This is a genomic window from Micromonospora sp. NPDC049497 (assembly GCF_044465805.1).
Classification (GTDB): domain Bacteria; phylum Actinomycetota; class Actinomycetes; order Mycobacteriales; family Micromonosporaceae; genus Micromonospora.
On sequence record NZ_JBITMC010000004.1, the window covers coordinates 1 to 20,154 of the forward strand.

Consider the following 20,154-nt stretch of genomic DNA (forward strand, 5'->3'; position numbering starts at 1 on the left):
CGCAGCCACCAAGACCAACGACTGAACATCAACAACCAGCGAGGGGGTCAACATTCGGCCGGAACAGAGGGGTCAAGGTTGAGCCGGCGTTGACATGAGCGGGACCGCCGGGTGTTGGAGTCCCTTTGCTGCCTTCTCGCTGCCTCCGGGCAACGACTGAGCCTCAGATACGAGTCAAGGCCCCTCGATCGAGGGGCCTTGAGCTCGCCGTATTCATGGTGGGCGATACTGGGATCGAACCAGTGACCTCTTCGGTGTGAACTCTCGGCAAAGGGGTCGCATCGGACTCGATGCGAGGCCAGATGGCCTGCTGACGCGCTTTTCGGCTCGTTTCGGCTGGCACGGTTGCTGTACTTCGGTGCTGTACTGCTGGCATCAGACGAGGCGCTGGATGCGGACCTTCGGGCGCTCGTTCTTGAGGTGGCCTTGCTTGTGCTGGCGGATATGCTCGTCCCAGTACCTCCTGGTCGTAGTCGGGGTCGGGTGGGATCCACTTGTGGGAGCCGTCGCTGTAGTGGAACTTCTCGTCGCCGGGTCGCAGGATGCTCATCGGGTCCAGCCGAGGAATCGGTGGTGCAGGTGGCCGGCGGGCGCGTGGGCCAGGTCCTGGGCGGCGTCGACGAGCTGGGCAGCCAGGTAGAGGGCCAGCGACACCGGGGCGTGGTCGTACTCGGCTCGCAGCTCCCGCCGCCGGGTCTGGCAGGGCCACTCCCCCGCGCAGCCGCCGCACGTCCAGGCCGGCTTGATCGGGTGGTGAGTGGTCATCGCGGCCCCTCCTGGCTGGGCCAGTGGCCGCGGTTGATCGGAATGCGGTGACGGCTTTGGCACGGCAGGGTCGCGCCGCAGCGGCAGATGTGTCGCCCCTGCCGCCACGACCACACGGGTCGGTGGCGACGGGCGAAGGTAAGCGCTGCCGCCAAGACGTACTCGTCGTAGGAGACGCGCTTCATCGGCCCGCCACACTCAAGGCCACTAGCCGCCGAGTTGGCGAATTCCAAGGGAGCATTGCCGCCTCCTGGTGCTGGAGGTATCCGGAGGCGTGGATGTCCGATCGCGGGGGATGCGCCGGACATCCACGCCGGCGAGGACGGCCCACAGCGCCAACCGGGGGAATCGACCTCCTCGGAAACCTCCCATAGGTACCGTTGGGTGGTCAAGGGCTGACGTAGGTGGTCTACTCGTGTTGCCAACCGAGGGGAACACCGTGCCACCGCGCTACCGCTATGAGCAGATCGCCGACGACCTGGCCGAACGCATCAAGTCCGGCGAGTTCCAGCCGGGCTCCAAGCTGCCCAGCCGGCGAGAGTTGATCGAGCACTACGGCGTTACAGAGCCGGTCATCGACCGTGCCATGCAGGTGCTACGGATCAAGGGCATGACCGAGACGCTGCCAGGCGTAGGCGTCTTCGTCGCCGAGTAGTTACACAGCGGCCTGGATCAGGCCTGTGCCACCAGCAGACGCTTCGGTGTGAACGCGGGCACGGAGCACCGTTGGAGGCCATCCGATGCCGTCTTGCGCTGCTGGGTAGGGCTTCCGTGCTGCCGGGAACCGTCTACTGCCGTTCGGCGCTGGTCTTTTCGCTGCCTCCTGGCTGCCTCTCCTGCTCCGTCGCCCGCCAGTGCCCTGCTCGTGACCTTTGCCCGCTCTGGCCACGTGGTCAGGACCAACGCTTGCATTGCCGCCCTCACCAGTCGTCCGGGTACAAGTCCTCCTCCGGGTAGCCCGCAGAAATTAGCCGCCTGCGGACTCTCTCGACCTCTTGTGGCGGCGGGCGCTGCAGGCCGCGGACGCCGGCGTGGCCGGAGCCACCAGCCCGGCGGTGAGGCCGACGAACGCGCCCAGCGAATCGGGTCACCGTCCGGCCATTTGCATCCGTGATCTTCGAGTTGCCCATTTTGCGCCGTACCGCTGCGTCGCGCGGCTCTGCCGGCGGAGCTACGGATTGCCCGATTCGGCCAGCCGGTTCGGGGTCACCGGCGTGAGAGTCGTCGCAGCCTTCTCCACGTCCGCCGCCGGCACGTCGGTGCCCGGGCTGACGAGGACGAGCGCGTCGCCACGTCGTACGAGATGGACCTCTCCAACCGGCTCCACGCGCGTCCAGTGGTCGGGGCCGACCTGTCGGCATCCGGGCGATGCCGGTGGCTGGTTGCGCTGCCGCCGCAGCACGATGTCGGCCACGGCGAGACCGCACCGACCGGGCGGAGCGAAGTCGTCCGGCAGGTCGACGACGTACACGGAGATCCACCGACGACCCCGCGTCGCCGTCACCGAGAGCACCCGGTCGGCCCGGTCCGCGTGTGCCGAGGCGATGTCGTATCCCGGAACCTGCGGCACCAGCAGCGGAAGACCGAGTTCGGCGAAGGCCTCCCGGTCCCCGGTGCGGCGGGTCTCCTGCCGCAGGAGCGGAAAGACGGCCAGCGGTGCCAGGAGCGCCACAACCAGTCCCACCCGGACGGCGGGTGGCAGCGCGACGGTGACGACCGCGACGCCGAGGGCGAAACCGATTACGGCAAGCACCACCGCCTGCCACACCGGTGGCGGAGTCCACCGGGGATGCGCCGCCTGCTGTAGCAGGACACCGCCGGCGGTGGCGAGCGCACCGAGCGCGGCCGCCCACGGGGCCGGCCCGACGCCCGTGGCGCGCAGCGCCAGCCACACGGCCGCAGTCACCAGTAGCGGGCCGGCGAGCAGGACCGGGAACCCGAAGCCGAGACAGGCACCGATCGTGTCCGACTCGCAGGCGGCCACGGCACGCGCCCGCTCCTGCCACAGGGCGGCGAGCGCGCCCGCTCCGACACCGCCCGGGACGGCGGCGACGGCCATGCGGTTCAGCAGGTTCATCGACGCCTCCACACGGTGCGGGGGCCGACCGGACATCGGCCGGGCCCCCGCATGGTAGTCACCAGCGATAGTTGTAGATGGCCATGTAGCAGCCGAGGTCTACTCCGGATGAGACCACCTGCATTAGTTTGCGAGTCATGGCGACTCAGGCCCGCGCTGAGTAATCGGACGGATGCGCGACGACGGGATCGGGGATGTTCTGGCATCATGTCGCGACACATTATCGATAGTCGACGGGTGCTTGATCCGGCTCGCTGGGGGCGCACAGGCGTCGGCGCGCTGCTGGCCTGCCTCGTCGTGCTGCCTACCGCTGGATGCGCCCCCTCGGGCCACGACAGTGCTCGGGATAGGGTCTTGGAGAGAGCCGAACAGGTCGCCCACGAAACCGAGCCCTGGGCGACCGACTCACTCAGTCTGAAGGGCTGGAAAAGCAACCAGTCCGTACTCAACCGGCTTGTCGCCGAAACCGGAGGCGAGCGGCTCACCTCCTCGGTCCACGATCCTGACGAGCGTGGGGTGGGTCTGCTGGCCACGGTAGAGGTAATGATGGTGGGCCGCGTGTCTGAGGGCTGGCTGGCCGGCGACGAGGTGTACTACAACATTTGCGTGCGCTTCGACGTTCGCCGGGAGACCAGTGGGCCCCGCGAGATCACCCCCGTGCCCGTCGACTGCCCACATGGGGTTCCGGCCACCCGGGCACCGCAGTGACGTCGCGGCAATCGGTCCCGTGATGGCGAGGTTCTGGCCCGTTGGTGTTGGCTAGCTTGAAGCCATCGTGGTCGGGCCGTCGACTGGTCCGCCACGTCAAGACGGCCTTGACGCCTCGGGGGTGACCGGCGATAAGTCGGGGGCGGGGTTGGCGGCACGCCTCATGTAAGGGCAGGCCATCGGTCTGCCCACGACTCCTGCCCGAGGGTCGCAGAGGCTCCGAGGTCAAGGGCGGCCCGCAGGGCCGTCGCTTGCGACGCGTAGCGCCCTTGAGCTTGGAGGGGCGGCCCGGCACACTCGCGCCGCCAACCCCGACCCCGACGGCCGCGACCTGCCGCGCGGACCCGGGGTGTCCTTCCCTGCGCCGCGCCCGCTCGGGCGCGGCCCGGCCGGCTGCCGGCCACCAACCTCAACCACCCTCGGCGCTACCGTCTGCGGCGGCCCCCGGGCTTCCCGCTCTTCCGCGCCAGCCGCCGGGCGTTCTGCGTGGCCGGAGTCGGAGCGCCAGCGGAGCGACGGACGCGCGCCCAGGCGGCGGCGCGTGCGGCCCGTTCAGGGCCGCCTTGATAGACGTAAAGAAAGTCCTCCCACATCGGGCTGTCCCGTATCGCACGCCGCCCTCGTCGGCGGCTGGACGGCCGGACGCTAATTGGCCTCGGCCAGGTAGCCGACATGCGGCGATCCTGCTGCTGAGCGCACGTGGTAGCCCCAGCGGCGCAACGCCTGCATGATCTTCTCCGCGCCGGCAGGATTCGCCGAGTGGACGTACACGACGCCTATATCGAACGGGTGCTCCTCGAACGCGGCCCGCTCCAGCACCTCGACTACCGGCCAGATCGTGTCGTCCTCGCCGAGGTCGTGATCCAGCCATAGCTCGTCCAACCGCTGTCCCCGGTGCCGGGCCAGCACCTCAACGCCCGCCGCGCTGGTGCGCGCCACATGTGCCAACCTGCCGTCAACAAACGAACGCAGGCCGTCGACCAGCACGATTCGCGGCAGCTTCTCGGTAACCCGGACGCCCATCCTTCGCCCTGCACCTCAATGCCGCCATCGCTATTGGGGCCCGCATCCGGCATCGAAATACGACGGATTGACGTGTCGGTACCCGGTGCTACTCTGGCGCTCGTCGAGGACGCCAGCGCGGCCTTCCCTGCGGATCGCTGGACTCGATGTCGGAGATGCCGAGCGGCCTTCCTGCCGCTGATGCGGGCCACGTCCCGCCGGCTCTCGATCACACCGGCCACCATGCCGGTTTCCCCGAATCCGCTGAGCGGCCCAGCACGGTCTTCCCTGCCGTCCACGATGGCCCGGATTCGCCCACTTCACGGGTGGGGACAGCCTGCGGCAACCCGCCGGATGCCGATATCCCAGGCTCCTCACCCGTGCCGGCCCATTCATCAGGTCCACGAGCGCGATGGGACATGACCCATCGGCGTGGAGGTGGCACGACCACGATTCCGCCCTCCGGCGTCAGCCGCCCTCTCGGCGGTGCCAGGAGACACGACGAACACCACCAGCGGACACCCGTCGACGGCTGGTGGTGCTTCGTCTCCCGTCCCTGCCACCCCTGATGAGGAGACAGTCATGTCCACCCCGCTCACCATCTACCGCCCCGGCCTCGCCGTCGGCCGTGACGCCCAGGTCCTGCACCGCGCCGCCACGCCGGAGTTCACCGGCTGGCTGGAGCACACTCGCCCCGCCGGCGGCTGTGCTCGCCCGGTCCGCCTCACCGGCACCATCGCCGCCGTCGAGCGAGACACCGGCCGCATCATCGGCCAGCTGCACACCGACGAGCTGCCCGACCGGACGCTCTACAAGGCGTGCGGAAACCGCCGCGAATCGGTGTGCCCGGACTGCGCCTGGGTCTACCGGGGCGACGCCTACCAAGTCGTCTGTCGCGGGCTGACCGGCGGCAAGGGCGTCCCCGCATCGGTCGGCCAGCACCCGGTCGTCTTCGCCACCTTCACCGCCCCGTCCTTCGGCCCAGTCCACCACCGCCACGTCCCCCGCCACACCTGCCGCAGCCGGCAGCGCTGCGACTGCCGACCCGCGCCCTGCCGCGCCCGCGGCAACGCCGGCACCTGCTCCCACGGGCAGCCGGCGGCGTGCTTCGCCCGCCACGACGCCGACGATCCGCGGCTCGGGCAGCCGTTGTGCCTGGACTGCTACGACCACGACCACCAGGTCGTCTGGAACTCCTTCTCTGGCGAGCTGTGGCGGCGAACCAAGCAGGCGTTCGAACGCCACCTCGCCGCCCTCTGCCGGAGGCGAGGCATTCCGCTCGTCCGGGTCGTCACTGCCTCGGGCAAGGTCCGCTGGGTGCCGCCCGTGCGGGTGTCGCATGGCAAGGTCGCCGAGATGCAGCGTCGGGCAGCGGTGCACTTTCACTGTTTGCTGCGCCTGGACGGGGTTGACCCCGACGACCCGGACGCGCTCGTGCCGCCGCCGGCCGGCATCACCGTCGACGACCTGGAAGACGCGATCCGCGTCGCCGCCTCGCGGATCACCGTCACCACGCCCGCGCACCCCAACCGGATACAAGGCTGGCTAATCGCCTGGGGCGAGCAGATCGACGTCCGGCGCATCAACACCGCCAGCGGCGAGCTGACCGACGGCAAGGTCGCCGCCTACCTGGCCAAGTACGCCACCAAGGCCACCGAAGCCACCGGGCACTCGTTCACCCGGTTCACCCAGGCCACCATCGATGACTACGCCGATCCCGAAGGCGAACACCTCGCCCGCCTCATCGACGCCTGCTGGCACCTCGGTCGGCCCACCAGTACCGACATCGCCAGCGGCGCCGCAACGGCCGACGACCGTCAAGGCATCCTTGACACCAAACCGAACGCCTACGCCGGGCTGCGCCGCTGGGCACACATGCTCGGCTTCGGCGGCCACTTCCTCACCAAAGCTCGCCGCTACTCCGTCACCTTCGGCCTGCTGCGCGACACCCGCGCCACCTACCGCCGAGCTGAGGACGAAGAGGCAGCAGACACCGTCACGGTCGGAGTCCTCACCTACATCGGGTCTGGCTGGCTGACCGAAGGTGACGCCTTGCTCGCCAACACCGCCGCCCGACGGCGACGCGAGAGCAGACGCATCGGCCGGGAAGAACTCGCCCACGAAGCCTGGCTCCTCGGGGCCGCCGCATGAGCCAGAACCTCACGCCGCGCTGGTACTCACCCGCCGAGGTCGCCGTCCTGCTCGGCTTCGGCATCTCCAAGGTCAAGATGAAGATCGCCACCGGCGAACTGCGCTCCATCAAGGACGGCAAGTACCGCCGCATTCTCCCCGAATGGGTCGACGACTACATCCGCCAGCAGGTTGAACGCCAGGAGGCCGCCTGATGCCCGCACGCGCACGAGCCAACGGCGAGGGCTCCATCTTCCCCTACCGCAACGGCTACGCCGCCTACGTCTGGGTCACCAAGCCCGACGGCCGGCGAGACCGCAAGTACGTCTACGGCAAGACCCGCGAGGCCGTCCACGACAAGTGGATCAAGCTGCACCAGCAGGCCAAGGCTGGGCCGGTGGCGACCAGCGTCCCGACGGTCGGCAGCTTCCTCACCTGGTGGCTGGCCGAGATCATCGAGCCGAACCGCGCACCATTGACCTACGCGACCTACGAGACGTTCGTCCGCCGCTACATCTCCCCCGGCCTCGGCACGAAACGGCTCGACCGGCTCCAGTCACGCGACGTGCAGACCTGGATCAACAAGGTGGCCCGGACCTGCCAGTGCTGTGCCCAGGGCAAGGACGCCGCCCGCCCGAAGGACAAGCGGCGCTGCTGCGCGGTCGGCCGCTGCTGCCAAGCCGTCCCGTCGACGCGCACGGTCAGCGACATCCGGGCCGCGCTGCGGGCCGCCCTCACCCACGCCCAGGCCGAAGACCTCATCGCCAAGAACCCGGCCGTGCCGGTCACCCTCGCCACCGTCCGTCGGCCGCGGGGCAAGTCCTGGTCGAGCGACGAGGCCCGCAAGTTCCTCGAATCGGCCCGTGCCGACGAGGACCCGCTCTACGCCGCCTACGCCCTGGTCCTCGTCACCGGCCTGCGCAAGGGCGAGGCCCTAGGACTGACGTGGGAGGACGTCGACCTCGACGCCGGAGAGCTGACCATCGGTCGCCAACTGCAACGCGTACGCGGGCAGCTCCTGCACCGCGACACCAAGACCCAGGCGTCCGACGCCACCCTCCCCCTGCCCGACATCTGCCTGACCGCGTTCAAGCTCAGGCAGCAACAACGCGACGAGGCTGAAGCAGCCGCAGGCAAGGCGTGGCACGAAACTGGACTCGTATTCACCACCCGCTACGGCACACCCATCGAGCCGCGCAACTTCCAACGGTCGTGGCAGACGAGGTGCGACAAAGCCAAGGTCAAGCCGATCACCGTTCACGACGCCCGCCGTACCTGCGCCACGCTCCTGGCCGACCTCGACGTCCACCCCAGAGTCGCCATGCAGGTGCTGAGGCATGCCCGCTTCTCCGTGACGATGGAGATCTACACCCAGGTATCGACGAAGGCGACCAGAGACGCACTCAAACGCCTTGGCGATTCTCTCGGCCGCTGACGCCGTTGCTGTACTTAACTGCTGTACGACAGCAGAAAGGCCACCTCCCGAAGCCGGGAAGTGGCCTTTGACCTGCGTGGGCGATACTGGGATCGAACCAGTGACCTCTTCGGTGTGAACGAAGCGCTCTCCCGCTGAGCTAATCGCCCTCAGCGCCGACGACTCTACCTGATCGTGCGACCGGACCAAAAACCCGGGGCGTCAGTTCGTCGCCAGGTACTTCAGCACCTGCGCCACCAGGTCGATGCCGAGGCTGTACTTGAGCGACAGCCACACGACCGCCGACACGAACACCAGCCCGACCCCACCCAGCACGAACCGCACTCCGAGCGACTGTCGCGTCACCCACTGCGTCCAGCCGTGCACGTGCCGTCGGGTGAAGGCCAGCAGCCGGCGGGCCCAGTGGAACTCGACGGCCCAGATGCCGAGGCCGGCGATCACCAGCAGCCACCCGGGTCCGGGCAGCGGGATCAGCGCGATGCCGATCGTCACCACGAGGGCGCCGGCGATGGCGATGAAGATCTTGAGGGCGACCCGGCCGGTGGGATTGGCGCGGATCAACTCGAGGGTCGTCGACACCTGCTGCCGCCAGCGTGGGCGGCTGCGCCGTTCCGCCACGGCAAGGCCACCCCCCTGCTCCCGGACCGGCCGTCCGGGCCGGTCACGCTGCTCCTTCGGCACCCCGTACCCCCGCTTTTCGGCTGAGCAAACCGCGACGTTCGGTGGGCTTGGCGCGGTCATCCTCTCCATTGAGGATCGCTTCGTCACCATTTCCACCCCCAGTGTGGCGCGCGCCCGTCACTGCAACGGCCGACTGGACGTTACCGGAGTAAGTCGTCGACTGAGCCACCCGATGCCGGGCGGGACCAACGCACTGGGCAGAACCGGAAATCCTACATGAATCCTCACATTCACGCGGCGTTTCCGACCCCCTTCCCACCACTGGGTGAAGTCAGCGTATGGCGGAGCGTAGCCAGGAGTAGCACCTGAGTATGGGAAAAGCGGGACACGCGCGTTCCGCAGCGGTGCCGGGGGGAGATCGTCCATGAGTGTCATCCGACCGACGACCGTAGAGGTCGAGACGTCGCTAAGGCTCGTCGCACCTGACGCCACGGCCTTGCCGGTGCGTGCCAGTCTGCGTTACGACCCAGCTGATCCGTATGCGGTTCATGTCCTGTTCCATGCCGAATCGGCCGGGGGCGAGGCAGTCAGCTGGTCCTTCGCCCGTGAACTGCTGGTGACCGGTCTCGACGAGCCGGCCGGCATCGGCGACGTGCGGGTCTGGCCCTGGGCCACCCCGCGCGGCGACTTCGTCGCCCTGGCGCTGTCGTCGCCCGACGGCAACGCCCTCTTCGAGGTGCCGCGGAGCGTACTCGTGCGCTTCCTGCGGCGGACCTACGTCGTGGTGCCACGCGGCCGCGAGGCCGAGCACCTCGACGTCGACACGGCGGTGAACCGCCTGCTCGCCGGTCGCTGAACGACCGGGCAACCGGCCCACACCGGGGCCGCGCGGATCTGCCGAGTCCGCGCGGCTCCGGCTACCCGGGGGTACGCGGACAGCGTCCCGCCCCCGGTGGTGCTCAGCCGTGGGTGGTGATGCCACCGTCCACCGGGATGACGGCACCGGTCAGGTAGGCCCCGGCGCGCGACGACAGGTAGATCGCGGTGCCCGCCATGTCCTCCGGCCGGCCGATGCGGCCCAACGGCACCTGCGCCGCGATGGCCGCACGCGACCCGGGGTCCCCCAGCGCGAACGCCATCATCTTGCTCTCGAACGGTCCGGGCGCGATCGCGTTGACGGTGATCTGCTCGCCGGCGAGCTGGTGTGCCAGGCTGCGGGTGAGCATGTGCACGGCCGCCTTGGTGGCGGAGTACGCGTACACCTCCATGAACGGGACGCGCAGGCCGTCGACGGACCCGATGTTGATGACGCGGGCGGGGTCGTCGGCGCTGGCGCCGGCGCGCAGGGCCGGCAGCAGCGCGGTGGTGAGCCGGAAGACGGCCTTGACGTTGACCGCCCAGAGCTTGTCGAATGCGGCCTCCGGGTACGACTCCAGGGGTGCGCCCCAGGTCGCGCCCGCGTTGTTGACCAGGACGTCGAGCGTGTCGACCCGTTCCCGGACGGCGGCGGCGAGCCCCTGTGCGCCCTCGTCGTTGCCGAGGTCGGCCGGGATCGCCTCGCACCGGCCCTCGGTGGAGAGCTCCTTGGCGACCGCCTCGCAGACGTCGGCCTTGCGGGACGAGATGATCACGTGCGCCCCGGCCCGGACGAAGCCCTGCGCGATCATCAGGCCGATACCCCGCGAACCACCGGTGACCAGGACCGTCTTGCCGTCGACCGAGAACAGATCCGTCATGTCCATCCCATCGTGTCGTCCACCGCCGAAGGCGGCCCGAACCGGAGCTACCGCCCGGTAACGTAGCCCGGCCGCCGAAGCGAGAACAACCCCCGGCCGGGATGCAATGGCCGTGACCTCGGGCTACCGTCGCAGGTGATGGTCCCTCCCGGTCAGCTCACCCCCGTCCCGCTCCCCGGCGCCGGCGCCGGCGCAGCCCCGATCGACACCCTCACGCTAGGTGATCTCGCGCCCGGTCCCGGGTGGCGGCGCCCGGTGCTGGTGAACCGCGACCTGCTGGTCCTGACCACCGGCGGCCACGGCACGGCGGACCTGGACTTCCGTCCGCTTCCCTGCCGGCCCGGCACCCTGCTGCGGGTGCGGGCCGGGCAGGTGCTGCGCTGCACCGTCCCTCCGCTGGACGCCACGGTGGTGCGCTGGGACGCCGAGGTGCTGCGCGGGTTCGAGGTGGATCTCGACGCGGTCCCGCCGTGGCGACAACTCGTCGGCGAGGACGAGGACGCGGTGATCAACGAGGTGACCCAGCTGGCCGTCGACGCTCACCGGCACCGGGACGTACCCGCCGCCCAGGCGCTGCTCCGTCACCAACTCGCCGTCCTGCTGCTGCGGCTGTCGCTGCTTCCCGGCGTCGCGCCGTCGACCGCGCCGCGCGCCGAGGCGGCCACCTACCAGCGGTTCCGCCGGGAGGTGGAACGCGGCTACCCGCACAGCCGCCGCGTGGAGGACTACGCGGCCCAGCTCGGCTGCTCGGTGCGGACGCTGACCCGCGCCTGCCTGGCCGTCACCGGTCGCAGCGCCAAGCAGGTGCTCGACGAGCGGGTGGCGCTCCAGGCCAGCCGGCTGCTGGCGGCCACCGACGAGCCGATCGCCCGGATCGGTCGCCGGCTGGGGTTCACCGAGCCGACCAACTTCGGCCGGTTCTTCACCCGGGAGGTCGGCTCCAGCCCCGGCGCCTTCCGCGCCGCCCGCGACCAGCCTCTGGCCGGAGCCGCCCGGCCCGCCGCGGGGCAGCCCGCGCCGCCCGGGTCCGCGCCGCCCGAGCCCGGCGACCGGACGCCCTCACCGGCGACGTCCCCGGCCGGTCGGGAGAAGCCGACGAACGGGCGGCTCGTGCGTCCGCGCCCACCTGCCGACGCGACGGGCACCCGCCGCCCGGCATGATGGCAGGGTGCAGATCTCCGCGCGCGGCGACTACGCGGTACGGGCGGCGCTGAGCCTCGCCACCGCGTACCCTCACCTGCTCTCCACCCAGGCCATCGCGGCGGAGCAGGACATGCCCCGCAAGTTCCTGGAGGCGGTCCTGGCCGACCTGCGCCGGGGCGGCATCGTCCGGGCGCAGCGCGGCGCGGAGGGTGGCTACACCCTGGCGCGTCCACCGCGGGAGGTGACCGTCGGCGCGGTGCTGCGGGCGGTCGAGGGCCCGCTGGCCGGGGTGCGCGGCCTGCGCCCGGAGGAGACCCGGTACGAGGGCTCGGCGGAGAACCTGCCCGGGCTCTGGGTGGCCGTCCGCGCGGCGGTGCGCCGGGTCGTCGACGAGGTCAGCCTCGCCGAGATCGTCAGCGGGCGTCTCCCCGCGCACGTCCGGAAGTTGACGGCGCTGCCGGACGCCTGGGAGCCACGCTGATGCCGACCCCGACCCTGCGCACCGACCGGTTGGTGCTCCGGGCGTACCGGCCGGACGACGCGGAGGACTTCGTCGCCCTGCTCAGCGACGCGGAGGTGGGCCGCTTCATGGGCGACGGGCCGCTGGCCACGCAGGAGGCGGCGGAGCTGTTCGGCCGGGTGTTCACCGTGGTCTACGCCGAGGACCTCTTCAACGTCTGGGCGGTGCACCACGACGGCCGGTACGTCGGGCACGCCGAGATCAAGCGGACCGACCAGGTCGACGGCCACGAGATCGTGTACGCGCTGGCGAAGCCGGCCTGGGGTGTCGGGCTCGGCACCGAGCTGGCCCGGGCCCTCGTCACGTACGGGTTCGACACCCTCGGCCTGCCGCGGGTGCACGCCACCGTCGCCGACGCCAACCGGGCCAGTCTCGCCCTGCTGACCCGGGTCGGCTTCGTCCACGAGCGCGACATCGCCGAGGCCCACGGCGGCACCACCCGCGTCCTCACCGCCCACGCCCCGGATCCGGTCTAGAGCGGCACCAGCGGGGCCGTCCACCCTGGATCGGGCCCGGTTTCGCGATTCGTGGTTCCGGGCATGTTCACGTTCGACAGGGCAGGGAAGGGAAATTGAAGGGAGCCACGCGATGGGTCTGATGTTCCGCAAGCGCAAGAAGTACGGCCCGATCATCCTCAACTTCACCGAGAACGGGTTCTCGTCCTGGAGCATCAAGATCGGTCGCTGGTCCTGGAACTCCAGGGCCAAGGCGCACCGTGTGGACCTGCCGGGCCCGCTGTCCTGGAAGCAGGACAAGAACCGGGCGTGACGTCCCGAGGTCGAACGGGGTGCCGGTGCTTCACCGGCACCCCGTTCGACTTCGTGCGTAAGGATTCGTGCGTAAGGAAGGGCCCCCCGTTAACGCCTCCGGTAGAAAAAGGGCCCCCGCTTAACGCGGGCGAGCGGCGGTGACGACCACGTCCCCGCCCAGCCGGCCGTGCTCCGGGTCGCGGGTCACCGCGCCCGAGGCGAGCAGCCCGGTCAGCGCCCGGACCGCGTCGGCCGCCCGGTAGACGGTCGAGGTGAGGGCGTACCGGCGCAGCTCCGTCACCGTACGCGGACCGGAGCGGGTCAGTTCGGCCAGCAACTCCCGGCGCAGCGGTCCGGGCTCCGGGTCGGCCGCGATGTCCAGCACCCGGCCGGCGGGGTCGGCCGGGTCGCGGTAGCGCACCCCGGCGTACTCGTCGACCGCCCACAGCGCCTCCTTGAACGCCTCCAGGCTCCGGTCGAACCCGGTGGCGAAGGCGAGCCGGCGCGCGGGCGTGCCGTCGGTGGGTACCAGATCGACCTCGGTGACCAGCGGAAACCCGGCGTCGGCGAGTGCCGGCCGGGTCGGGGGCACCGGGCCGGAGGAGACCAGGAGCACCTCGGCCGGCCGGCCGCCCGCCGCGCCGCGCAGCACCGCCGGGTCCACCGGCCCGTCCACGTACGACAGCAGGGGCGCGCCCGCCGCACCGGCCGCCTTCAGGGCGACCGGCAGCCGGTCCGGCCCACCGGGCACCAGGTGTACGGCAACCTCGCTCGGCAGGGCCGCCTCCGCGACGCCCAGCCGGGCCGCCAGCTCCGTCCCCCCGCCGGCGAGCACCACCACGGTCAACTGTCGACCGCGCAGCCGGTCGGCGTACTCGGCCACGGCGCCCAGGGCGGCCTCCGGCGTCCCGGAGTCGTCACCGGCGTACGCCAGGACGACGGTGGCCCGCCGCGCGCGGTGGGCGACGCCCGGCAACCAGACCTCGAGGTGTCGGACGAGCAGTTCGCGCAGGACGGCGTCGGTCGGCATGCTGCCGTTCTACCCCACCCGCCCGCCGCGTGGACGGGCGGAGGGGCAACCCGCCGCGTGTCAGGCGGGGACGGAGATGCCGACGCCGCCGCGGGTCTGGCCGCCGTAGCGCCGGCGTTCGGCGTCCAGGTCGAGGCGGCCGATGCGCTTGCGGGCGGTGAGGGCGGTCTCGTCGAGGAGCGCGGCCGGCACCAGCCAGACGATCTCGAACTCCAGCCCGTCGGGGTCCTGCCCGTAGAGGCTCTTGGTGGTGCCGTGGTCGGAGCTGCCGACCAGGGCGCCGGCGGCGGCGAGCCGCTGGGCGGTGGCGGCCAGCTCGTCGAGGGTGTCGACCTCCCAGGCCAGGTGGTACAGGCCGACGGTGGAGCGACCGGCGGCGGAGCGACCGGCGGCGGCACCGATCTCGAACAGGCCGAGGTCATGGTCGTTGGTGGAGTCGGGGGCCTGGAGGAAGGTGGCGCCCCGGAAGCCGTCCGGCGTCATCGCGACCGGGCGGAAGCCGAGCACGTCACGGTAGAAGGCGACGCTGCGCTCCAGGTCGCTGACGTAGAGGACGGCGTGGTTGAGACGGTGGATTCCCATGCCACCGACGGTACGCCGATTTTGTTGAGCGTTCAACTAACTGCCGTATGATGGGCGTCATGACCCGTTGGCTGGACCCGGACGAGCAGCGCACGTGGCGGGCGTTCCTGACCGCCTCCCGGGGCCTGATGGAGACGCTCGACCGCGAGCTGCAACGCGACGCGGGGATGCCGCACGCCTACTACGAGATCCTGGTCCGCCTCTCCGAGGCACCCGACCGGCGGCTGCGGATGAGCGACCTCGCCCAGGTCAGCGGCTCGTCGCGCAGCCGCCTCTCGCACGCGGTGAGCCGCCTGGAAGCGGCCGGCTGGGTGCGCCGCGAGGACTGCCCCACCGACCGACGCGGGCAGGTCGCGCTGCTCACCGACGCGGGCTTCGCGACCCTCGCGGCCGCCGCGCCCGGGCACGTGGAAGGCGTACGCCGGCACCTGTTCGACGCGTTGAGCCCGGCCCAGGTCGACCAGCTACGCCGGATCAGTGAGGCCCTCGTGGACCATCTCCGGGAAACCTGACCGGCGCGGGTCTTGTACTTACCGTCGTCGGATGAGCACGATGGGGCGTGCCCTCCGGCTTCGGTGACCTGACTGACCAAGCGCATCACCTGGTGTCCACCGGCGACCTCGCCGGCGCCCAGCGGCTTCTCGCCGACGCGCTGACCGACGCCGACCCGCGCCCGGCCAACGCCACGCCCGAGCTGGCCGAGGCGGCCGGCCTCCAGGCGCGCGTCCTGGTCGCGCTCGGCGAGCCGCACTCCGCGCGGGGCTGGGCCGCCTTCGCGTACGCGGCCGCGACCCGGCTGCACGGCCGATCCGACCAGCGCACCATCGCCGCCGCGGCCACCCTGGCGGCGGTGCTGCACCGGGTGGGCAGCTGGTCCCGCGCCGCACGGCTCTACCAGGAGGTGATCATCGAGCTGACCGCCGCGGACGGGCCGGAGTCGCTGCGGGTGCTCGCCGCGCACGCCGACCTGGCCACCGTCGAGTACGCGCGCGGCCAGTGCCAGGCGGCCCGGGACCGGCTCGCCGACGCCTGGGAGCTGCACCGCGAGGTGTACGGCGACGGCCACCCCAGCGGCATCAAGATGCTCGCCCGGCTGGGCGCGATGCAGCGCGACTGCGGCGAGTTCACCGAGGCGCACGACAACCTGGCGCTGGCCCGGGAGCTGTGCCGGCAGCACCTACCGGCGGACGATCCCCTCGCGGCGCAGGTGGCGAGCCTGGCCCGGGCCGCCGCGAACCCCGACCACGTCTGCGCGGACACCACCCCGGTCGACCGGGACACCCCGATCGTGCCGACCGCCCGGACGCCCCCACCCGGCGACGGGCCCGCCCCGCCGCACGCGTACCACCCCTCCCAGGCCGGCTACCGGCCCGCCGAGCCGCCGCCGCAGCACACCGACCCGACGCACACCGTGCCGTCGCCCCGGCAGCCGGTGGACGGACCGGCCGACACCACGCCGGCCGACCAGGGCTGGTGGCCGCCCGAGCACGACCGGCGCGAGGAGCCCGCCGTCCCCCCGTCGGTGGTCCCCCTGGCCGGCACCGACGAGGCCGACGGCGTGCACCGGGTACGCCACCACACGGCCCGGGAGCCGAGCGACGAGCCGTACATCCCGTCCCGGCTGCTGCCGGTGCCGGTGCACCGCGCGCCCGCGCCCCCGCGCAACCGGATGCTGCCGCTCGTCGCGGGCGGCGTGGCGGTAGTGCTGCTGGGCGCCGCGGCCGTGGTGGCCGGGGTGTCCCGCTTCGACGGCGACGACGAACCGCCCGCACCGGCCGCGAGTGGCACACCCGGACCCGTCCCGAGCGGCACCACACCGCCGGCCACCACCGCACCCGCACCCACCGGCCCGACGGCCGGCGCCCCCGCCCCGCCGGGCAGCCCACCCGGCGCGCTCGCCCTGCGGGACAACCGCGACAGCGTCGTGCTGCGCTGGACGTACCCAGCCGGCGGTGAGGGGCCGGTGGTCATCTCCGGGGGCCGGGCCGGCCAGACGCCGAACGCCTTCGCCAACCTGCCCGCCGGCACCACCGAGTTCATCGCCTACAACCTCAACCGCAGCACCGACTACTGCTTCACGGTGGGGGTGGTCTGGTCCGCCGACACGATCGCCACCAGCAAGGCGGTCTGCACGAAGCGCCGTTGACCGACCGGTGATCGTCTGCGCCTCAGCGGTCCGACACGCCGGCCGCCGGACCGGTCACGCGCAGACGATCACCGTCCGGCTCCTCGCCGGGCAGGACCGGCAGCAGCACCTCCACCCGCAGGCCCGGAGGCGGATCGGCGTCGGCGAGGTGGATCCGGCCGCCGGCCCGGCGGGTCAGCTCCCGCACGATGGCCAGCCCGAGCCCCGCGCCGCCCACGTCGCGGTCCCGGCCCGGGTCGAGCCGGGTGAACCGGCCGAAGACCCGCTCCCGGTCCGCGGCGGGGATGCCGGGCCCGTCGTCGGTCACCGTCACCCGGTGGTACGCCCCGACGCCGCCCTCCCCCGCACCCGGCTCGACCGCCAGCACCACCTCGGTGCGCGCGTGCCGGACCGCGTTGTCCACCAGGTTGGTGAGGATGCGGCGCAGCTCGTCGGGGTCCCCCACCGTCCACGCCGGAGCGGCCGGGGCGACCAGGCGCACCGGCGGCGACGGGTACCGGGCGGCCACCGAGGCGAGCAGCCCGCCCAGCTCCACCGGCCCGGCCGACCGGACGGCGGGCGCCTCGTCGGTGCGGGCGAGCAGCAGCAGGTCGTCCACCAACCGGCTGAGCCGCTCCACGTCGGTCAGCAGGTTCACCGACACCGCCGGCCAGTCGGTGCGGTCCGCCAACCGCTGCGCGACCTCCAGCTCCGTCCGCATGTTGGTCAGCGGGCTGCGCAGCTCGTGCGCGGCGTCGGCGACGAAGGCCCGCTGCCGGTCCCGGCCGGAGCGCAACCGGTCCAGCATGTCGTTCAGGGTGACCGCCAGCCGGTGGATCTCGTCCTGCGACGCCGGTACCGGCAGCCGCCCGCTCCCGTCCCGGCCGGTGATCTCCTCGGCACCCCGGCGCAGCGCCTCGACCGGGCGCAGGGTCGCGCCCACCACCCGCCAGGCGACCGCCGCGAGCACGGCCACCAGCAGCGGGAAGCTGACCAGCAGGATGGTCCGGACCACGTGCGCGCTCTGCCGGACGTCGCCGAGCGACCGGGCGACCAGGACGGTGAGCGGGTCCTCGGCGGTGCCCGCCGGCACGGCGACGACCCGAACCGGCCCGGTCAGGCCGACCCGCTCCCCCGACACGGTCAGCCGGGTCGGGGCGTCCCGATCGACCTGATCCGGCCGGACCATCGGCACCAGCCGGTCGGCGTCGATCGAGGCCGCCCGGACGCGGCCCTGCGCGTCGATGACCTGCACCCGGACCTGCCCTCCGGCGACCGGCAGCGGGTCGGACAGGGCATCCTCGGCGGCCAGCAGGGCCACCGCGTCGGCGGTGCGGAACGCCTCGGTGTCGACGGTGCGGTGCAGGGACCAGGTGAGCACGCCGAGCAGCACCAGCCCACCGACGGCCAGGCCGACCGACACACCGAGCACACCGATCACCATGAGGCGGCCCCGCAGGCCGAGCGCGGCCCGCAGCCGCCGCCACGGCCGGCGCACCGGCGCCGGCGGGGCGCCGGGACTCACGGCACCGCCTTGGCTCGCGACTGCGGGGCTCGCAACACCGGCTCACTCCTCGCGCTCACGTAGCGAGCCGGTAGCCGACGCCGCGCACGGTCTCCAACCGCTCACGGCCGATCTTGCGCCGCAGGTAGCCGACGTAGACCTCGACGGCGTTCGGGGCGGTCTCCATCCCGGCGTCCCACACGTGGTCCAGCAGCTCGGTCTTCGACACGACCTCGCCCGCCCGCCGCATCAGGTAGTCCAGCAGCGCGAACTCCCGCGCGGTCAGGGCCACCTCGGCATCCGCCCGGGTCACCCGCCGCCGCGCGGGATCCAGCCGCAGGTCCCCGACGGTCAGCACGGTCGGGCGCTCGGGAGCGCCGCGCCGCAGCAGCGCCCGCAGCCGCGCCAGCAGCACCACGTACGAGAAGGGCTTGGTGAGGTAGTCGTCGGCGCCGCAGTCCAGCCCGTCGGCCTGGTCGTACTCGCCGTCCTTGGCCGAGAGCATGAGCACCGGCAGCCAGTGCTCCTCGGCGCGCAGCCGGCGGACCACCTCGTAACCGGAGAGGCCGGGAAGCATCACGTCGAGGATCATCGCGTCGTAGCCGCCGTGTCGGGCGGCGTCCAGCCCGGCCGGGCCGCTCGCCGCGACATCCACCGCGAACCCCTCGGCCGCCAGGCCGCGTTGCAGCGCCGACGCCAACCGGGACTCGTCCTCCACCACCAGCAACCGCACGGAGTCAAGGGTGCCACCCCTACGCTCGCACCCGTAGGGGAGTTCCTCAGCACCTTCACAGCGTGGACCGGGCAGGATGTGTCCCAGGAGGTGCCCACATGTCCGTCCTGAAGAGCCGTCCCGTCCTGCGCTGGCTGGTCCCACTGACCGCCGCCGTGACCGTCGTGGGCGGAGGTGCCGCGATCGGCACGTTCGCCGCCCAGGCCGAGCCGAGCCTGCCGCCCCGGACCGCCGCCCAGCTCCTGGTCGACCTGCAGACGTCCCGCCTCGACGGGTTGTCCGGCACGGTCGTCCAGCGCGCCGACCTCGGCCTGCCGCCGCTGGTCGGGCTGGTCGGCGGCAACGAGCTGACCACCCTGCTGACCGGTACGCACACCCTGCGGGTGTGGCACTCCGGGCCGGACAAGCAGCGCGTCGCCCTGCTCGACACCCTCGGCGAGCAGGACATCGTCCGCAACGGCCGGGACGTGTGGACCTGGAACAGCCGGACCAACTCCGCCACCCACCGCGTGCTGCCCGCCGAGGCCGGACGCGAGTCGGCACCCGAGCTGCCGGCGACGCCGCAGGAGGCGGCCGACCGGGCGCTCGCGGCGATCGACCCGAGCACCGAGGTGAGCGTCGGCCGGGCCGCCACGGTGGCCGGGCGGGACGCGTACGAGCTGGTGCTCGCCCCGCGCGACGCCGCCTCGCTGGTCAGCCAGGTCCGCATCGCCATCGACGCCCGCGAGCACGTGCCGCTGCGGTTCGAGGTGTTCGCCGACGGCAGCGACTCCCCGGCGTTCGAGATGGCCTTCACCCAGATCTCGTACGCCCGGCCGGACGCCGACCAGTTCACCTTCAACCCGCCGCCGGGCGTGACGGTGACCGAGGAGAAGGCCGAGGCGCGGCCCGCCGAGGATCGGGGCAAGCCGGCCGACGGGAAGAAGCCGGACGTGCGTACGGTCGGCGAGGGCTGGGCCACGGTGGTGGTCGCGCGGGTCGACGGCGCGGGACCGGCGCGCGAGAAGCGCGACGCCGCGGCGGCCGACGAGCCGGACGTGGGCGCGCTGCTCGGCAGCCTGCCGGCGGTCCGCAGCGACTGGGGCAGCGGTCGGCTGTTCTCCACCAAGATGGTCAACGTGCTGCTCACCGACGACGGCCGGGTGATCGCCGGGGCGGTGACCCCGGAGCGGCTCTACGAGGTGGCCAGGGGCTGAGCGACACCACAGCCTGATCGGGGGTCCGCGCGCGGCGCGGGCCCCCGTGGTCGTTTGCGGCGGGAACGCGACCGGCGGGCAGTGGCCCGGGACTCGCC

At 72.1% G+C, this 20,154-nt stretch carries 22 protein-coding genes and 1 tRNA gene; 13 read left to right on the forward strand and 10 right to left on the reverse strand.

From position 1 onward, the window contains the following. Positions 1–546: 546 nt before the first annotated feature. Positions 547–765, reverse strand: a complete 219-nt coding sequence (locus ACIBR0_RS07690; protein WP_396713290.1) for a flavin reductase — start codon at positions 763–765, stop codon at positions 547–549. Between the two features lie 415 nt (positions 766–1,180). Between ACIBR0_RS07690 and ACIBR0_RS07695 the strand changes: the two genes are divergently transcribed. Beyond that, on the forward strand, positions 1,181–1,420 hold the full coding sequence (locus ACIBR0_RS07695) for a GntR family transcriptional regulator (protein ID WP_334456773.1): 240 nt from the start codon (positions 1,181–1,183) through the stop codon (positions 1,418–1,420). Positions 1,421–1,936: 516 nt separating this feature from the next. Here ACIBR0_RS07695 and ACIBR0_RS07700 read toward each other — a convergent pair. Next, a complete protein-coding gene (locus tag ACIBR0_RS07700; protein WP_396713292.1) occupies positions 1,937–2,842 on the reverse strand; it encodes a hypothetical protein in 906 nt (301 codons plus the stop codon). Positions 2,843–3,196: 354 nt separating this feature from the next. On the opposite strand from ACIBR0_RS07700, the gene ACIBR0_RS07705 reads away from it, so the two are divergent. Next, complete coding sequence (locus ACIBR0_RS07705; RefSeq protein ID WP_396713293.1) at positions 3,197–3,550, forward strand: hypothetical protein; 354 nt, start codon at positions 3,197–3,199, stop codon at positions 3,548–3,550. Positions 3,551–4,195: 645 nt separating this feature from the next. Here ACIBR0_RS07705 and ACIBR0_RS07710 read toward each other — a convergent pair. Continuing rightward, positions 4,196–4,573 carry a cyclic-phosphate processing receiver domain-containing protein gene (locus ACIBR0_RS07710; RefSeq protein ID WP_396713295.1) on the reverse strand — a complete coding sequence of 126 codons (378 nt, stop codon included), beginning with the start codon at positions 4,571–4,573 and terminating at the stop codon, positions 4,196–4,198. A gap of 561 nt (positions 4,574–5,134) precedes the next feature. Between ACIBR0_RS07710 and ACIBR0_RS07715 the strand changes: the two genes are divergently transcribed. From ACIBR0_RS07715 to ACIBR0_RS07725, 3 genes are read left to right on the forward strand one after another with little or no spacing between them, the layout of a single operon-like run. Next, positions 5,135–6,703: a replication initiator gene (locus ACIBR0_RS07715; RefSeq protein WP_396713297.1), complete on the forward strand. Its 1,569-nt coding sequence runs from the start codon at positions 5,135–5,137 to the stop codon at positions 6,701–6,703. Further along, complete coding sequence (locus tag ACIBR0_RS07720) at positions 6,700–6,897, forward strand: excisionase family DNA-binding protein (RefSeq protein WP_396713298.1); 198 nt, start codon at positions 6,700–6,702, stop codon at positions 6,895–6,897. The genes ACIBR0_RS07715 and ACIBR0_RS07720 overlap by 4 nt, the downstream gene beginning before the upstream one ends. After that, a complete protein-coding gene (locus ACIBR0_RS07725; RefSeq protein ID WP_396713300.1) occupies positions 6,897–8,117 on the forward strand; it encodes a tyrosine-type recombinase/integrase in 1,221 nt (406 codons plus the stop codon). Before ACIBR0_RS07720 ends, ACIBR0_RS07725 begins: the two co-directional genes overlap by 1 nt. Positions 8,118–8,194: 77 nt before the next feature. Here the strand turns inward: ACIBR0_RS07725 and ACIBR0_RS07730 are convergent. Both ACIBR0_RS07730 and ACIBR0_RS07735 read right to left on the reverse strand, forming a co-directional pair. Then, positions 8,195–8,266: transfer RNA gene (locus ACIBR0_RS07730), tRNA-Val, on the reverse strand. Between the two features lie 52 nt (positions 8,267–8,318). Further along, positions 8,319–8,867: a TIGR02611 family protein gene (locus tag ACIBR0_RS07735; RefSeq protein WP_396713302.1), complete on the reverse strand. Its 549-nt coding sequence runs from the start codon at positions 8,865–8,867 to the stop codon at positions 8,319–8,321. A gap of 295 nt (positions 8,868–9,162) precedes the next feature. Here ACIBR0_RS07735 and ACIBR0_RS07740 point away from each other — a divergent pair, with 295 nt between their 5' ends. After that, positions 9,163–9,594: an SsgA family sporulation/cell division regulator gene (locus ACIBR0_RS07740; RefSeq protein WP_007457244.1), complete on the forward strand. Its 432-nt coding sequence runs from the start codon at positions 9,163–9,165 to the stop codon at positions 9,592–9,594. Between the two features lie 103 nt (positions 9,595–9,697). Here ACIBR0_RS07740 and ACIBR0_RS07745 read toward each other — a convergent pair whose 3' ends face one another. Beyond that, on the reverse strand, positions 9,698–10,474 hold the full coding sequence (locus ACIBR0_RS07745; RefSeq protein ID WP_396713304.1) for an SDR family oxidoreductase: 777 nt from the start codon (positions 10,472–10,474) through the stop codon (positions 9,698–9,700). A 138-nt stretch (positions 10,475–10,612) separates the two neighbouring features. On the opposite strand from ACIBR0_RS07745, the gene ACIBR0_RS07750 reads away from it, so the two are divergent. The 4 genes from ACIBR0_RS07750 (at position 10,613) to ACIBR0_RS07765 (ending at position 12,905) form a co-directional block, all read left to right on the forward strand. Further along, on the forward strand, positions 10,613–11,635 hold the full coding sequence (locus ACIBR0_RS07750; protein ID WP_396713306.1) for a helix-turn-helix domain-containing protein: 1,023 nt from the start codon (positions 10,613–10,615) through the stop codon (positions 11,633–11,635). Positions 11,636–11,642: 7 nt separating this feature from the next. Then, positions 11,643–12,098 (forward strand): RrF2 family transcriptional regulator, encoded by a 456-nt coding sequence (locus tag ACIBR0_RS07755; protein ID WP_396713308.1) that lies wholly within the window; start codon positions 11,643–11,645, stop codon positions 12,096–12,098. Next, positions 12,098–12,613: a GNAT family N-acetyltransferase gene (locus ACIBR0_RS07760; protein WP_396713310.1), complete on the forward strand. Its 516-nt coding sequence runs from the start codon at positions 12,098–12,100 to the stop codon at positions 12,611–12,613. The genes ACIBR0_RS07755 and ACIBR0_RS07760 overlap by 1 nt, the downstream gene beginning before the upstream one ends. Before the next feature lie 112 nt (positions 12,614–12,725). Next, entirely contained in the window at positions 12,726–12,905 is a 180-nt protein-coding gene (locus ACIBR0_RS07765) for a DUF4236 domain-containing protein (RefSeq protein ID WP_357034630.1), read from the forward strand. A 120-nt stretch (positions 12,906–13,025) separates the two neighbouring features. On the opposite strand, the gene ACIBR0_RS07770 is transcribed toward ACIBR0_RS07765, so the two are convergent. Together ACIBR0_RS07770 and ACIBR0_RS07775 are read right to left on the reverse strand one after the other, a co-directional pair. Next, positions 13,026–13,916 (reverse strand): hypothetical protein, encoded by an 891-nt coding sequence (locus ACIBR0_RS07770; RefSeq protein WP_396713312.1) that lies wholly within the window; start codon positions 13,914–13,916, stop codon positions 13,026–13,028. Positions 13,917–13,976: 60 nt separating this feature from the next. After that, on the reverse strand, positions 13,977–14,498 hold the full coding sequence (locus ACIBR0_RS07775) for a VOC family protein (protein WP_396713314.1): 522 nt from the start codon (positions 14,496–14,498) through the stop codon (positions 13,977–13,979). Positions 14,499–14,548: 50 nt separating this feature from the next. Between ACIBR0_RS07775 and ACIBR0_RS07780 the strand changes: the two genes are divergently transcribed. Beyond that, positions 14,549–15,010 (forward strand): MarR family winged helix-turn-helix transcriptional regulator, encoded by a 462-nt coding sequence (locus ACIBR0_RS07780; RefSeq protein ID WP_396713315.1) that lies wholly within the window; start codon positions 14,549–14,551, stop codon positions 15,008–15,010. Between the two features lie 47 nt (positions 15,011–15,057). Then, positions 15,058–16,644 carry a tetratricopeptide repeat protein gene (locus tag ACIBR0_RS07785; protein WP_396713317.1) on the forward strand — a complete coding sequence of 529 codons (1,587 nt, stop codon included), beginning with the start codon at positions 15,058–15,060 and terminating at the stop codon, positions 16,642–16,644. Positions 16,645–16,666: 22 nt separating this feature from the next. Here ACIBR0_RS07785 and ACIBR0_RS07790 read toward each other — a convergent pair whose 3' ends face one another. Further along, positions 16,667–18,148 (reverse strand): sensor histidine kinase, encoded by a 1,482-nt coding sequence (locus ACIBR0_RS07790; protein ID WP_396713319.1) that lies wholly within the window; start codon positions 18,146–18,148, stop codon positions 16,667–16,669. A 55-nt stretch (positions 18,149–18,203) separates the two neighbouring features. After that, the gene (locus ACIBR0_RS07795) at positions 18,204–18,860 is read right to left on the reverse strand and encodes a response regulator transcription factor (RefSeq protein WP_396713321.1); all 657 of its coding nucleotides are present in this window, start codon (positions 18,858–18,860) and stop codon (positions 18,204–18,206) included. 98 nt (positions 18,861–18,958) lie between these two features. On the opposite strand from ACIBR0_RS07795, the gene ACIBR0_RS07800 reads away from it, so the two are divergent. After that, positions 18,959–20,056 carry an outer membrane lipoprotein carrier protein LolA gene (locus ACIBR0_RS07800; protein ID WP_396713322.1) on the forward strand — a complete coding sequence of 366 codons (1,098 nt, stop codon included), beginning with the start codon at positions 18,959–18,961 and terminating at the stop codon, positions 20,054–20,056. The last annotated feature ends 98 nt before the right edge of the window (positions 20,057–20,154 follow it).